General features: G+C 70.3%; 12 protein-coding genes. 9 read left to right on the top strand and 3 right to left on the bottom strand.

What is annotated here, in order from left to right:
- The first annotated feature begins 3 nt into the window (after positions 1-3).
- The 5 genes from BLU09_RS02585 to BLU09_RS02605 all read left to right on the top strand — a co-directional run bounded on the left by BLU09_RS02585 (position 4) and on the right by BLU09_RS02605 (position 4909).
- The gene (locus BLU09_RS02585) at positions 4-1566 is read left to right on the top strand and encodes an acyl-CoA carboxylase subunit beta (protein WP_090484980.1); all 1563 of its coding nucleotides are present in this window, start codon (positions 4-6) and stop codon (positions 1564-1566) included.
- A 118-nt stretch (positions 1567-1684) separates the two neighbouring features.
- Positions 1685-2299 carry a hypothetical protein gene (locus BLU09_RS02590; protein WP_090484982.1) on the top strand — a complete coding sequence of 205 codons (615 nt, stop codon included), beginning with the start codon at positions 1685-1687 and terminating at the stop codon, positions 2297-2299.
- A 38-nt stretch (positions 2300-2337) separates the two neighbouring features.
- Positions 2338-3855 (top strand): acetyl-CoA carboxylase biotin carboxylase subunit, encoded by a 1518-nt coding sequence (gene accC / locus BLU09_RS02595; protein ID WP_090484983.1) that lies wholly within the window; start codon positions 2338-2340, stop codon positions 3853-3855.
- Between the two features lie 24 nt (positions 3856-3879).
- The gene (locus BLU09_RS39780; RefSeq protein WP_090484985.1) at positions 3880-4389 is read left to right on the top strand and encodes a biotin/lipoyl-containing protein; all 510 of its coding nucleotides are present in this window, start codon (positions 3880-3882) and stop codon (positions 4387-4389) included.
- A gap of 4 nt (positions 4390-4393) precedes the next feature.
- Positions 4394-4909: a YfbM family protein gene (locus BLU09_RS02605; protein ID WP_090484987.1), complete on the top strand. Its 516-nt coding sequence runs from the start codon at positions 4394-4396 to the stop codon at positions 4907-4909.
- An 18-nt stretch (positions 4910-4927) separates the two neighbouring features.
- Here the strand turns inward: BLU09_RS02605 and BLU09_RS02610 are convergent, their stop codons facing one another.
- Complete coding sequence (locus BLU09_RS02610; protein ID WP_090484990.1) at positions 4928-5704, bottom strand: TSUP family transporter; 777 nt, start codon at positions 5702-5704, stop codon at positions 4928-4930.
- A 135-nt stretch (positions 5705-5839) separates the two neighbouring features.
- Between BLU09_RS02610 and BLU09_RS02615 the strand changes: the two genes are divergently transcribed.
- The 3 genes from BLU09_RS02615 (at position 5840) to yhbY (ending at position 9721) form a co-directional block, all read left to right on the top strand.
- Positions 5840-6652: a hypothetical protein gene (locus BLU09_RS02615; protein WP_090484992.1), complete on the top strand. Its 813-nt coding sequence runs from the start codon at positions 5840-5842 to the stop codon at positions 6650-6652.
- 99 nt (positions 6653-6751) lie between these two features.
- Entirely contained in the window at positions 6752-9388 is a 2637-nt protein-coding gene (locus tag BLU09_RS02620; protein ID WP_090484994.1) for a J domain-containing protein, read from the top strand.
- Between the two features lie 42 nt (positions 9389-9430).
- Positions 9431-9721: a ribosome assembly RNA-binding protein YhbY gene (yhbY, locus tag BLU09_RS02625; protein ID WP_090484996.1), complete on the top strand. Its 291-nt coding sequence runs from the start codon at positions 9431-9433 to the stop codon at positions 9719-9721.
- Between the two features lie 52 nt (positions 9722-9773).
- Here yhbY and BLU09_RS02630 read toward each other — a convergent pair whose 3' ends face one another.
- Positions 9774-11084, bottom strand: a complete 1311-nt coding sequence (locus BLU09_RS02630; protein ID WP_090484997.1) for a neutral/alkaline non-lysosomal ceramidase N-terminal domain-containing protein — start codon at positions 11082-11084, stop codon at positions 9774-9776.
- A 144-nt stretch (positions 11085-11228) separates the two neighbouring features.
- On the opposite strand from BLU09_RS02630, the gene purF reads away from it, so the two are divergent.
- Positions 11229-12617, top strand: coding sequence for an amidophosphoribosyltransferase (purF, locus tag BLU09_RS02635; protein WP_222595291.1), 1389 nt, complete (start codon positions 11229-11231; stop codon positions 12615-12617).
- Positions 12618-12683: 66 nt separating this feature from the next.
- On the opposite strand, the gene BLU09_RS02640 is transcribed toward purF, so the two are convergent.
- Entirely contained in the window at positions 12684-13673 is a 990-nt protein-coding gene (locus tag BLU09_RS02640; protein ID WP_090485002.1) for an RluA family pseudouridine synthase, read from the bottom strand.
- Positions 13674-13681 lie beyond the last annotated feature (8 nt).

Genomic DNA, 13681 nt, shown 5'->3' on the forward strand with positions numbered 1-13681 from the left:
CCCATGGACCAGACTCCCGAGAAGGACCCCCTCCGCGCACGTCTCGAGAAGATGGAGAAGCAAGCCGAGCTGGGTGGCGGTGCCGACCGCATCGCCAAGCAGCACGAGTCCGGCAAGCTCACCGCCCGCGAGCGCATCGACCTGCTCCTTGACCCCGGCTCCTTCTGTGAGCTGGACAAGTTCGTCACCCACCGCTCGAACGAGTTCGGCATGGGCGACAAGAAGATTCCAGGCGACGGCGTCGTCACCGGCTACGGCACCGTGGAAGGCCGCAAGGTCTTCGTCTTCGCCCAGGACTTCACCGTCTTCGGCGGCTCGCTGTCGGGCGCCTACGCGCAGAAGATCTGCAAGATCATGGACCTGGCCACCCGCGTGGGTGCGCCCGTCATCGGCCTGAATGACTCGGGCGGCGCGCGCATCCAGGAAGGCGTGGAGAGCCTGGCCGGCTACGCGGACATCTTCGTGCGCAACACGCTGGCCTCCGGCGTGGTGCCCCAGATTTCGCTCATCATGGGCCCGTGCGCGGGCGGCGCGGTGTACTCGCCCGCCATCACCGACTTCATCATGATGGTGAAGGACACCTCGTACATGTTCATCACCGGCCCGGACGTCATCAAGACGGTGACGCACGAGGAGGTGTCGAAGGAGGCGCTGGGCGGCGCCGTCACGCACAACCAGAAGTCCGGCGTGGCCCACTTCGCGGCGGAGAACGAGCAGGCCGCCATCGTGATGACGCGCGAGCTGCTCTCCTTCCTGCCCTCCAACAACCAGGAAGAGGCGCCCGTCCAGCCGTGCGAGGACGACGCGTTCCGGGCCGAGGAGTCGCTCAAGACGATTGTCCCGAGCAACCCCAACAAGCCCTACGACATCAAGGAAGTCATCAAGGCCATCGTCGACGACAAGCACTTCTTCGAGGTGCAGGAGCACTTCGCGAAGAACATCGTCATCGGCTTCGCGCGCATGAACGGGCGCAGCGTGGGCGTCGTCGCCAACCAGCCCGCGGTGCTCGCCGGCGTGCTGGACATCGACGCCAGCATCAAGGCCGCGCGCTTCGTGCGCTTCTGCGACTGCTTCAACATCCCGCTCGTCACGCTGGTGGACGTGCCCGGCTTCCTCCCCGGCACCGACCAGGAGTGGGGCGGCATCATCACCCACGGCGCCAAGCTGCTGTACGCCTACGCCGAGGCCACCGTCCCCAAGGTCACCGTCATCACCCGCAAGGCCTACGGCGGCGCCTATGACGTCATGGCGTCCAAGCACATCCGCGCGGACATGAACTTCGCCTGGCCCACCGCCGAAATCGCCGTCATGGGCCCGGAGGGCGCGGTCAACATCATCTTCCGCAACGAGCTGGCCAAGGCCCCGGACGCCGCCGCCGAGCGGGCCCGGCTGACGGCGGACTACCGCGACAAGTTCGCCACCCCGTTCAAGGCGGCCGAGCTGGGCTACATCGACGAAATCATCCGTCCGGAGGAGACGCGCGCGAAGCTCATCCGCGCCCTGGAGCTGCTGAAGGACAAGCGCCAGGAGAACCTCCCCCGCAAGCACGGCAACATCCCGCTCTAGGTTTCTTTCAGCCCTCGCCTGCCCGCCCTCTGTCGCCAGCAGGGCAGGCAGGCGCGCGCGAAGGGGGAAATTTGGGGGTGACGAACGGGCTTACAGGGGCCAGGAAAGGAATCTCATTTTGCCCCACCGCCGCCTCATCCTCTTTCTCTCCGACGTCGAAGGAAACCTCACCGCCCTGCGCCAGACGCTCAAGCGCGTCTGCGAAGCGGTGGACCTGGCCACGCCCGAGGTGAAGTGGGTGGAGCCTCCGCCAGAGGGGCTGGCCGACGCGGGCTGGCACGCCGTCGAGCTGGAGCTCCCGCCCGCCCCGGGCCGCAAGGCGCGCAAGTCCGAGCAGCCCTTCCTGGAGGAGCAGCTCGACGCCATGAGTCAGGCCCTGGCGCAGGACTTCCGGGACCGGGCGCTGGGCCTCTTCGTGGACCGTGAGCACAGCTACGCGCGCTCCTGCATCAGCGGCCCGGGCCGCCCGTCCAAGGCCGTGGAAGGTGAGGTTCTGGACGTCATCCGGCAGGCGGCGCGCTGGCTGGACGTGGAGACGGGCATGCTGGCCCGCCTCTTCGGCGGCGGAAACGCGGCACGCAACCTGTTGGCTGCGGCGGTCGACTTCGGCAACGAACCTGGACGGTCAGGTCCGCCCGCCCCGCCGGAGCCGGACGAGGACGACCGCTTCGTGGAGGCCAAGCTGACACAGGCTCGCGCTTACATGGAGCAGTACCTCAACACCCGGAAGTAGAGGCGGCAAACAGGGTCGCCCCGTGCTAGACGGGCCCCATGCCCAAGATCCGCAAAGTGCTCGTCGCCAATCGCGGCGAGATCGCCATCCGGGTGATGCGCACGTGCAAGGAACTCGGCATCGCCACGGTGGCGGTGTACTCGGAGGCGGACCGCTCCGCCCTGCATGTGCGCACGGCCGACCAGGCCATCTTCGTGGGGCCCCCGCCTTCGCGTGAGAGCTACCTGGTGCAGCAGCGCATCCTCGACGCCGCGAAGCAGGCTGGCGCGGATGCCATCCACCCCGGCTACGGCTTCCTCTCCGAAAACGCCGCCTTCGTCCGCGCCTGTGAAGCCGAAGGGCTGACGTTCATCGGGCCGCCCGCCTCCGCCATGGACTCCATGGGCGAGAAGACGCGTGCCCGCGCGAACATGATCAAGGCGGGCGTGCCCGTGGTGCCCGGCACCACCGAGCCCATCCCCTCCGTGGAGGAGGCGCGCGCCTACGTGGAGAAGATTGGCTTCCCCGTCATGCTCAAGGCCGCGGGCGGCGGCGGTGGCAAGGGCATGCGCAAGGTGGAGCGCATGGAGGACTTCGAGTCCTCGTGGCGCGCCGCCAAGAGCGAGGCCCTCAACGCCTTCGGCAACGACGCCGTCTACATCGAGAAGTACCTGGAGAAGCCACACCACGTGGAGATCCAGGTCTTCGCGGACCAGTACGGCAACACCATCCACCTGAACGAGCGCGAGTGCTCGGCGCAGCGCCGGCACCAGAAGGTGGTGGAGGAGACGCCCAGCCCCATCCTCTCGCCGGAGCTGCGCGCGAAGATGGGCGAGGTCGCGGTGAAGGCGGCCAAGGCCGTCAACTACGTGGGCGCCGGGACGGTGGAGTTCCTGGTGGACGTGCACCGCAACTTCTACTTCCTGGAGATGAACACCCGCCTCCAGGTGGAGCACCCGGTGACGGAGTGGGTGACGGGCCTGGACCTGGTGGCCATGCAGATTCGGGCCGCCGAGGGCGAGAAGCTCGGCCTCACCGAAGCCCCCACGCCGCGCGGTCACTCGATTGAAGTCCGCGTGTACGCGGAGGACCCGAGCCGCAACTTCATGCCCAGCCCGGGCAAGATTACGTACCTGCGCGTGCCGGGTGGACCGAACGTGCGTGACGATTCGGGCGTGTTCCCCGGGTACACGGTGCCCAACGTCTACGACCCGATGATTTCCAAGCTGTCCGTGTGGGCCCCCACGCGGCGCGAGGCCATCGCGCGCACGCAGCGCGCGCTGTCCGAGTACGTGGTGAAGGGCATCACCACCAACATCCGCTACCTGAAGGCGATTCTGGCGCACCCCGAGTTCATCGAGGGCGACTACGACACCAGCTTCCTCACCCGCCAGCACGATGCACTGCTGGGCGCGGAGGACCCGAAGCTGAGCGAGATGGCGCTGCTGGCCAGCGTGGTGCACACGTACCAGAAGGACCAGAAGCGCGCGAAGACGCTGCCCGCCGCCGGTGGCGGCCAGGGCGGTGGCAACGGCGGCGTCTCCCCGTGGAAGCTGGCGCTGCGCACGCGCCGCTAACCCTCAGAGCTCGGAAGGACTTCCATGCGTTACTTCACGAAGCAGCAGGGCCAGAAGGAAGCGGTTCCGGTGGACCTGGAGCCCCTGGGGAACGACCAGTTCAAAATCACCGTGGGCGCCACCACGTACCAGGTGGACGCGCTGGCGCTGGAGCACGGCACGCTGTCCATGCTGGTGGACGGCCAGTCGTACAACGTCGAGTTCGAGGAGAACGGCGACGAGCTTGGCGTGCTCCTGCGCGGCCAGGTGAACCGCATCGACGTGGCGGATGAGCGCCGGCTCCGGCTGCGCGCGGCCAACGCGGCCTTCTCCGTGGAGGGCAAGCAGCTGGTCACCGCGCCCATGCCGGGCAAGGTGGTGAAGGTGCTGGTGAAGGTGGGCGACGAGGTGAAGGAGGGCCAGGGCCTCGTGGTGGTGGAAGCCATGAAGATGGAGAACGAGCTCAAGAGCCCCAAGGCGGGCAAGGTGACGGAGCTGTTCGCCAAGGAAGGCACCGCCGTGGAGAACAACGCCAAGCTGGTGGTGGTGGAATAGCTCCATGGAGATGCTCTGCACCCTGCGCAGCGCCACCGAGGCCCAGCGCGTTGCCCTGCTCCAGGCCCCCGAACGGCTGGAGGACTTCGTCGACGATGACGAGGACTTCGGTGACCCGAAGGGCTCGGCGTTCCTGGAGCTGGACATCGGCGAGGCGTGGCATGGCCTCCAGTACCTGCTGACCGGAACACCGTGGGAAGGCAGCGCGCCGCTGGACTTCCTGGTGCGTGGCGGCGAGGACGTGGGCGACATCCCTTCCGAGGAAGGCACCGCGCGCGTCTTCACGCCGGCCCAGGTGCAGGCCCTGGCCACGGCGCTGCAGCAGGTGACGCAGAAGACGCTGCGCGCGCGCTACGACGCGTCCACCATGCAGGCCCAGGACATCTACCCCGGGACCTGGGACGAGCCCGAGTCCGAGGTGGATTTGCTGGAGGAGCTGCTCTCCTACTTCGAGGAGCTCCAGAAGTTCATGGCCGCCGTGGCGAAGCGCCGGGAGGCGCTGCTGGTGCACATCGGCTGATGGCGGGGTGACGGCTGCTCAGGCCATCACCACGTCGTGCCCCAGCTTGAGCACCAGGGCCAGCACCACGCCCAGCACCACCTTGCGCACCAGTTTGTCGCCGCCCTTCACGGCCAGGTGCGCGCCCAGGTAGGCGCCCGCGAACTGGGCGCCGGCCATGGGCAGCGCCACCTTCCAGAGCACCACGCCCTTGAAGGCGAACAACGCGACGGAGGCGAGGTTGGAGGCGAAGTTCACCACCTTCGCGTCCGCCGACGCGCGCGCCAGGCCGTGTCCCAGCAGGGACGAGAAGGCCACGATGAGGAACGTCCCCGTCCCCGGCCCGAAGAAGCCGTCGTAGGTGCCGATGGCCAGCGCGATGAGCGCGCCAATGGCCCGGGCGCGCGCGGGCGGCCCGGGCTCCGGCATGTCCCCCGGACGCGGCGACTTGCGGAAGGCGAGGAACACCGCCACCGCGATGAGCAGCACCAGCACCAGGGGCTTGAGGACTTCGGGCTTCACCAGCAGCACCAGCGCCGCGCCCCCGAGGGCCCCACCCAGGCCGAAGGGGAACGTCACTCGCGCCAGGTTCCCATCCACCAGCCCCGCGCGGGAGAAGCGCACCAGCGCGGCGAACGAGCCGAAGACGGACTGTCCCTTGTTGGTGCCCAGCGCCACGTGGGGCGGAAGCCCCGCGGCCAGCAGCGCGGGGACGGAGATGAGCCCGCCACCTCCCGCGATGGCATCCACCATGCCGGCAATCAGCGCGGCCACGCACAGCAAGATGAGGTGCAGCGCACTGACGTCCACGTCCACCGGGGTGAACCTCCTCGCGGGCGGCGCCTGGGTACCACGGGCCCGGCCCGCCGCCCATGACCGCCCGCTTCTTGCGTCATCACCCTCCTTGGGCGTCAATGCCGGGACGACTCCACGCCCCCCGCCGAGGTCCCCGTGCTCGCTTCCTTCCTCACCGTGCTGGCGCTCACCCTGGGCTCGGTTCCGACTCCGCAGGACCCTTCCGCGCCGACGTGCCGCGCCATCGACGGCAAGGTGTCCTGCGGCTATGGGTGCAAGTCGGACGGACAGCGGGTGCGCTGCGCGCAGACACCGCAGGGCCACTGCCAGGTGATTGACGGGCAGGCGGTCTGCTTCGACCCTCCAGCCTACGTGCAGAAGGCCTATGGCGCGGCGCTGCCGAAGCCGGAGTGTCAGAGCATCGACGGGGTGGTGGCGTGTGGCTACAACTGCGCGACGCAGCCCGGCCGGGTGAAGTGCGCGCAGTCCCCCGCGGGCGTCTGCCGGGGCCGGGGCGGCGAGGTGGAGTGCTTCGACCCGCCCGCCGTGGTGTTCGCCGTGTACGGCAAGGACACGCCCACCGCCCAGTGCCACAGCAACGCCATGGAGCTGACGTGTGGCTATGGCTGCATCAACGCCTCGGAGGGAGTGCGCTGCGCCCGGACGCCCGCGGGCGTGTGCAAGCTGGCCAGTGGCCGCATCACCTGCTTCGACCCCTCCCCCGCCGCCCTGTGCGCCTGGAAGCGCGAACTGCCCGCGCCGCAGTGCAAGAACACCGAGGCGGGCCCGGTGTGTGGGTACAACTGCACCACCGCCTTCTCGAAGTCGGCCTGTGCGTCCACCCCGAACGGGCTGTGCAAGGTCTTCGACAGCGAGGTGTACTGCTTCGACCCGCCCGCTGAACAGAAAGCGGACGCGGCGTGTCTGGCAGCGCTCGGGCTGGCGGCACTGGATGGCGCGGCGCCCTGAGTCGAAGTAAGGGGCTCGCGCCCCGGCGCGCTGCTTTGATGCGACGGAGGACAGCGGTAGGGTTCGCTTTTCTCGCAGGACGAAGGAGCAAGGCCGCGCATGGCGGAGGGTGAGGTCCGGCAGTACTGGGTCCGCAACGACAGGGGCACCATGTGGGGGCCCCTCACCCTGCCGACCATTGAACTGCTCATCGAAAGCGGCTCCATCCAAGGCCGGCTCCAGATGTCCGAGGACGGGCTCAACTTCGCCTTTCCCTGGCGCTTCCCGGAAGCGCGCGAGGTCGTTCCCCGCGAGCTGTGGGGCCCGGGCGCACCGCCCGTCTCCGCGGCGGAACAGGCCGCACCGGGAGCCCCCATGGGCATGGCCCCCGGAGCGCCCGTCATGGCGGGGCCAGGTGTCCGGCCCGCAGCAGGCCCCGGTGTCGCGCCGAGTGCGGGCCCCGGTGCGCCCATCGCGGGCCCCGGTGTCCGCCCTGGCGTGGCGCCCATCGCGGGTCCCGGTGTCCGGCCCGTGGCGGGCCCTGGCGCGGCCCCCATGGCGGGCCCTGGCGCGGCCCCCATGGCGGGTCCCGGTGCTCGGGCCACTGTGGACCCCGCGCGGCGTCCCGTGGCGCCCGCCCAGCAGGCCCGTCCTCCCGGAGCGGTGCCACCTCCGCCCGTGGCGGGAGCCGCGCGTCCGCCGAGCACTCCCCCCGCGAACCCGGCCCCGGCGCCCGCCCCCGTGGCGGTGCCCGGCGTGGAGGGCGATGACGCCGCACCGGAGATTCCGGCCCTCGGCCGGCTCGAGCAGCTCTCCCCCATCCGCCTCTATGGCCGCATCGCCGCGCGGGAGCAGACGGGGCTGCTGTCGCTGACGCTGGCGGACCGCGTCGTCCAGATTCACTTCCGCAAGGGCAACCCGGAGTTCGTCGACTCGTCCCATCCCGAGGAGGCGCTCGGGCCGTCACTGGTCGCGGCGCGGCTGCTCACGCCCGAGCAGCTTCGCCAGGCCGAGCCCACGCTGGAGCGGTTTGGCGGAGACCTGCTCACCGCGCTCTTCGGTCTGGGACTGCTCCAGCCAGCCACCGCCTTCGCCATCCTGGCGCAGCGCGCGGGCGGCATTCTCTCCAGGGGCCTGCGGGCTGAGAGCGGGACGTTCACCTTCGAGCTGAAGGACCTGTCCTCGCACAAGGCGATGCCGCTGGGTCACCGCTGGGCCGTGCTGAGCGACACGGTTCGCCGGATTCCCTCCGCGGACCTCAAGCGCCGGCTGACCCCGGTGCTCCAGCTTCCCATCATGAAGTCCGGTGGCGTCGTGGCCGCGAGCGAGCTGCGCCTCACGCCGCACGAGGTCCGCGCGCTCACGGTCATCGACGGCGTGCGCTCGGTCGCGCAGTTGCTGGCGGACTTCGCGCAGGACGCGGACCACCTGCTGCGGCTCGCGTTCCTGCTCAAGGAGCTGGACTCGGTGTCGTTCGCCGGACAGGCCAGGACGGCGCAGGATGTGGGCCCACGAGCGCCCGGTGCCGGAGGTGCCCAGCCCTCCACGGGTGCCGCACACGCCGCGGCTCCGAACGCCGCCGCGCAACAGCGCCCCGCTGGAGCCGCTCCGAACGTCGCGGGAGGTCCGCAGCCCGGCGGGGTGGCGCAAACCGCCGGCGCCGCGTCCCAACGCCCCGTGGCAGGCACGCCTCCCGCGGCAGGTCCCGGTGCCACGCGCTCCGCGGGCGTGGCCCCAGCCGCCGGCCCCGGAGCGCCCGCGCCCATCGCGGGCCCGGGTGCCACCGCCGCGCGCCCGCCCGTCGCCGGTCCCGGTGCCACCGCTCCACGCCCGGCAGGCACGGCCCCCGCGGCAGGCCCCGGTGCCACCGCCCCACGTCCGGCCCCCGCGGCAGGCCCCGGTGCCACCGCCCCACGTCCGGCAGGCGCGGCCCCAGCCGCAGGCCCCGGCGCCACCGCCGCGCGTCCCCCGGTCGCCGGGCCCGGCGCCCAGCCCCGTCCCCCGCCGTCACTGTCCGCGCAGGGCGCTCAGCGTCCAGCCGCGCCCGCCGCTGCGACGCCCGCGAATGCACCAGGGGCTGAAGAGATTCCCGCCCTGCGCCAGCTCACGATGGCGATGAAGCAGCAGAACCACTTCCAGCGGCTCGGGCTGACGGAGCAGACGAACTCCAGCGCGGTGAAGATCGCGTACTTCCGTCTGGCCAAGCTCTACCACCCGGACACGCTCCCGCAGGGGGCGCCGCCGGAGCTGGAGAAGCTGAAGGCGGAGGTCTTCGCGTATATCGGCGACGCCTACCGCACCCTCTCCGACGACAGCAGCCGCGCCAGCTACATCGAGGAGCTCAAGAGCGGCGGCAGCGGAGACGGGGTGGACATCAACGGCATCCTCATGGCGGAGGAGCTGTTCCAGAAGTCCTGCATCCTGGTGAAGGCGCGCAAGTTCCCGGACGCCGTGCAGATGCTGGACGAGGCCATCAAGCTGAACCCGGAGGAAGCGGAGTTCTACGCGTGGCGTGGCTACGCGCGCTTCTTCACGGCGGCGGACAAGAAGGCCGCCCAGCCCGAGGCCTTCCGGGAAATCCAGAACGCCATCCGACGCAACGAGCGCTGCGCCCCCGCGCACTACTTCCTGGGCGTCATCGCCAAGCTGTGTGGTGACGGCCAGGGCGCGCTCAAGCACTTCAAGCGCACCGTGGAGCTTCAACCGGACCACATCGACGCGCAGCGAGAAGTCCGCATCGCGTCGCAGAAGAAGTAGGGTGCGCCCCCCTTACCCGAAGACACGAAGGAGAGAAGGAACGTGCCGCTCACTGGGAAGCAACGCCGCCACCTGCGCGCGCTAGGACACCACCTGGAGCCGGTGGTCATCGTCGGTCAGGCCGGCGTCACCGAGGGTGTCATCGCCGCCATCGAGCAGGCGCTGCAGGACCACGAGCTCATCAAGGTGAAGATCAACGAGGGCCCGGAGACGCGCCAGGAAGCCGCGGCGCGCATCGCCGAGGGCACCCAGGCGGAGCTCGCGCAGCTGCTGGGCCGCACCGCGCTCGTGTTCAAGAAGCGCAAGAAGGACTCCAAGTTCGAGAAGTTCTAGCCAGCCACGAGCCGGCCGCGCCGCGGAAGGTCCTCCGCGGCGCCCGGCCGCCTCAAGGCGTGAAGCCCGCCGCCCCGGCCACGAACTCCGCCGCCACGCTCAGCCGCTCCAGCAGCTCGGGCCCGAAGTACTGGCGCCTGGACTCCCCCAGTCTCCCCTGCACGTTCGCCGCCGTCTCCACGTAGCCCACGTAGCCATCCGCCAGGCTCAGCACGCCCGTGGCGCCGGTCCTCTGCAGCAACTCCATGCCCGCGGCCACGCTGGGCTCGCCCGGCACCGCCACCAGCTTCAGCGGCCCCAGCACCAGCGCGCCCACCTCCGCCAGCCGCGGCGCGGATTCACACAGCAGGTTGTCCCCCGCCGCCCGCGTCAGCGCCGGCACCAGCCGCGAAGCGTCCGGACGTGGCATGGCCGCATCAGCGCGCGCCAGGGACAGCCGCACGGTCTCCCCCACGGGTGACAAGGGCGCATCGCCGGCCAGCTCCGCCAGGGCATGCGCGAAGCCCGACACCCGCTCCAGCCCCTGCCCTTCCGAGTACGCCACCGTCGCATTGCCCCCCGCGCCCTGCAGCAACAGCGTCACGCCGCTGCCCGCCTCCTCGCGCAGCGCGCTGAGCCGGCCGGGGTAGTCAGGGTCGACGTAGGCGCGGCGACGCGGCACCATCGCCGGGTGCGCGGAGTAGAGCAGCAGCTCCGCCACCGGGCCCTTCTGCCCTCGGAACACCGCGCGCGTCATGACGCCATCCGGCTTCTCGCCACCGCTGCGGGAGATGACGAACTTCTGCTCCCGCGCCTCGCCGACCTCCAGCGACACCGGGGCGAGCGACGCGGCCGCCTGGGCCAGTGCGTCACCGGCAGCCATGGTGATGGCATCCACCACGTCTTCCCGGTAGCGCCCGGTGCCGGACACCTGGGCCACCCACCGCGAGTCATACCCGCCCAATGACGAATGCGTGTGCGTGGCCAGGACCAGCACATCCTCCAGCCCCGAGGCCCGCGCGCGCTCACGCACCCGCGTGGCCAGCACGTCCGGAACGAGGAGCAGATCCAACGACACCAGCCCCACCTGTGTCCCTCCCGCCTCCAGCACCACCGCGCGCGCGTGGAGCGGCACGTCAGCCTGCTCCGCCTCGGGCCGTGGCGGCGTATAGCCGGCCACCACCACCGGGAAGGGCGGCGAAAGCGCCACCTTCGCCGCGCCCGCGCGCAGCGGCCCTTCGCCATGAACCTGTGACACAAGGACTGGCGCGCGTTCGGCCCAGCTGCCACACCAGTTCCAGGACGCCAGCGAATACGCAGCGCCCACGGTGAGCAACATCAGGGGAAACAGGGAACGCCAGCGGACCCATCGTGAGGATGCCATGCGGGAACCAGACTACCCGCAGGGCCTCGCCTTTGGGACGCCTGACTGCCCACATGAAACGACTCTGGCGTCGGGTGGAATACCCACCAGAGGGGCATGCGTTCCTGTTCCGCTCACCGCTCGAAAGGAGTAAGGCAGCGCGCCATGTGCGGCATCTTCGGAATCGTGGGGCACGCCGAGGCCTCCAACCTGACGTACCTGGGGCTGCACGCCCTCCAGCACCGCGGGCAGGAGTCCGCGGGCATTGTCGCCTCTGACGGGATGGGGCTGCGCGCTCACCGGCAGATGGGACTCGTCGCCGACATCTTCGATGCGCCGGTGCTCGCCGACCTGCCTGGGCAGGCGGCCATCGGCCACGTGCGCTACTCCACCGCTGGAGGCAGCGCCCTCAAGAACGCCCAGCCGCTCTTCGTGCAGTACGCGGGCGGGCAGTGCGCCATCGCGCACAACGGCAACCTGGTGAACGCGACCGAGCTGAAGCAGCAGCTCGAGGCCGACGGCGCCATCTTCCAGTCCGACGCGGACACGGAAGTCATCCTGCACCTGCTGGCGCGCTCCAAGCAGGCGACCTTCGAGCAGAAGCTCGTGGAGGCGCTGCGCAAGGTGACGGGCGCCTACAGCCTCCTGGTGCTCACGGAGAACAAGCTCGTCGCGGTGAGGGACCCGCACGGCATCCGGCCGCTGGTGCTGGGGCGGATGAAGGAAGGCGCCTACGTGCTGGCCAGCGAGTCGACCGCGCTGGACCTCATCGAGGCGGAAATCGTGCGCGAGGTGGAGCCGGGCGAGCTGCTCGTCATCGAGAACGGGCTGCTGCGCACCAGCAAGCCCTTCGCGGAGCCGCCGCGTCAGGCGCGCTGCATCTTCGAGCACGTGTACTTCGCCCGGCCGGACTCCACGCTGTTCGGCAGCAACGTGTACGAAGTGCGCAAGGAAATGGGCCGTCAGCTCGCGAAGGAGCAGCCGGCGCCCTCCGCGGACCTGGTCATCGCGGTGCCGGACTCGGGCGTGCCGGCGGCCATCGGCTTCGCGCAGGCCAGCGGCATCCCCTACGACGTGGGCCTCATCCGCAGCCACTACGTGGGCCGCACCTTCATCGAGCCGCAGCAGTCCATCCGCCACTTCGGCGTGAAGCTGAAGCTGTCCGCGGTGCGGCAGGTGCTCAAGGGCAAGCGCGTGGTGGTGGTGGACGACTCCATCGTCCGCGGCACCACGAGCCGCAAAATCGTGAAGATGATCAAGGCGGCGGGCGCGGTGGAGGTGCACCTGCGCATCTCCTCGCCGCCCACGAAGTGGCCTTGCTACTACGGCATCGACACGCCGAGCCGTCAGGAGCTCATCGCCGCGACGCACAGCCTGGAGGAGATTGCCACGTACGTGACCGCGGACTCGCTCGGCTACATCTCCCAGGAAGGCCTGGGCCGCGCGGTGGGCGACCCGGAGCGCGGCAGCTTCTGCACCGCCTGCTTCTCCGGCAAGTACCTCATCGGCGACTTCGGCGAGCAACACGCCGAGCCCAGCAAGCTCACCGCCTGACGTCACCACCGGCTTCACGCCCCTGGCCCCCTGCCCGCTTCATTCCGGGCTGGGGGCCTTCGCATTTCAGGCCGGCAAGGCCACGGGCCGGCCTTCGATGAAGTCCGTGAGGTCCGCCGGCAGGGGCGCCTCGAACGCCACCGCCTGGCCAGAGCCCGGGTGGGGGAAGGCGATGCGCGCGGCGTGCAGCGCTTGCCGGGGCAGGCGCAGCCGCGGCCACGCCTCGGGCTCCAGACAGCGCTTGCTGAAGCGGTCGAAGTAGCCGGGGTCTGGCCCGTACATCTTGTCGCCCACGAGCGGGAAGCCCGCATGGCGCAGGTGGATGCGAATCTGGTGCTGCCGCCCCGTCTCCGGAAAGCAGCGCAGCAGCGCGAAGGGCGCGCCGTCCCACGTGAAGCGCTGGAGCACCTGGAAGCGCGTGCGGCTCTCCTTGCCCTCCACCGGGTCGATGCGCACGGCGATGCGGATGAGCTCGGTGCCCTCCGCGATGGGCGCATCCACGGTGAACGTGTCCTCGGGCGGGTGCCCTTCGCAGAGCGCCAGGTACTCCTTGTGCACGTCACGCGAGACGAACAGCCGCCCCAGCACCCGGCAGGACTCCGTGGTGCGCCCGCAGACGACCAGCCCGCTGGTCTCCCTGTCCAACCGGTGCGCGGGCTCGGCGAAGCGCTCACCGAAGCGCTCCCGCAGGAGCGTGACGAGGGTGCCCTTGTGGTAGCGCGCCGTGGGGTGGATGGGCAGGCCCGCGGGCTTGTCCAGCACCAGCAGCCAGTCGTCCTGGAACACCACGGGCAATTCCGTGGGCGTGTCCGGCTCCTCGCTGGCGCGGCGGCGGATGCGGAAGGCCAGCCCCGGGTACACCGGCGTGGACGGCTTCAGGCGCCGCTCCTCGCAGATGACACCCCTCAGGATGACGCCCTGGAGCCGCTCCCGCGTCATCCGGCGGAGCTTCTCACCCAGGTACTCATCCAGCCGCCAACCCGCGTAGTTCGGCTCGACGACGTAGCGGATGTCGACGTAGCCCTCGGGGGCTTCTTCCTGCGGTGCGCTGTGCATGGGCCTGC

Origin of the sequence: Myxococcus virescens (assembly GCF_900101905.1) — a bacterium.
In the GTDB taxonomy this organism is placed as follows: Bacteria; Myxococcota; Myxococcia; order Myxococcales; family Myxococcaceae; genus Myxococcus; species Myxococcus virescens.

What these genes read in the sequence shown, in the direction of transcription:
- BLU09_RS02585 (WP_090484980.1), top strand. Translation starts at nt 4, where the DNA reads ATGGACCAGACTCCCGAGAAGGACCCCCTCCGCGCACGTCTCGAGAAG.
- accC (WP_090484983.1), top strand. Translation starts at nt 2,338, where the DNA reads ATGCCCAAGATCCGCAAAGTGCTCGTCGCCAATCGCGGCGAGATCGCC.
- BLU09_RS39780 (WP_090484985.1), top strand. Translation starts at nt 3,880, where the DNA reads ATGCGTTACTTCACGAAGCAGCAGGGCCAGAAGGAAGCGGTTCCGGTG.
- BLU09_RS02605 (WP_090484987.1), top strand. Translation starts at nt 4,394, where the DNA reads ATGGAGATGCTCTGCACCCTGCGCAGCGCCACCGAGGCCCAGCGCGTT.
- BLU09_RS02620 (WP_090484994.1), top strand. Translation starts at nt 6,752, where the DNA reads ATGGCGGAGGGTGAGGTCCGGCAGTACTGGGTCCGCAACGACAGGGGC.
- BLU09_RS02630 (WP_090484997.1), bottom strand. Translation starts at nt 11,084, where the DNA reads ATGGCATCCTCACGATGGGTCCGCTGGCGTTCCCTGTTTCCCCTGATG.
- purF (WP_222595291.1), top strand. Translation starts at nt 11,229, where the DNA reads ATGTGCGGCATCTTCGGAATCGTGGGGCACGCCGAGGCCTCCAACCTG.
- BLU09_RS02640 (WP_090485002.1), bottom strand. Translation starts at nt 13,673, where the DNA reads ATGCACAGCGCACCGCAGGAAGAAGCCCCCGAGGGCTACGTCGACATC.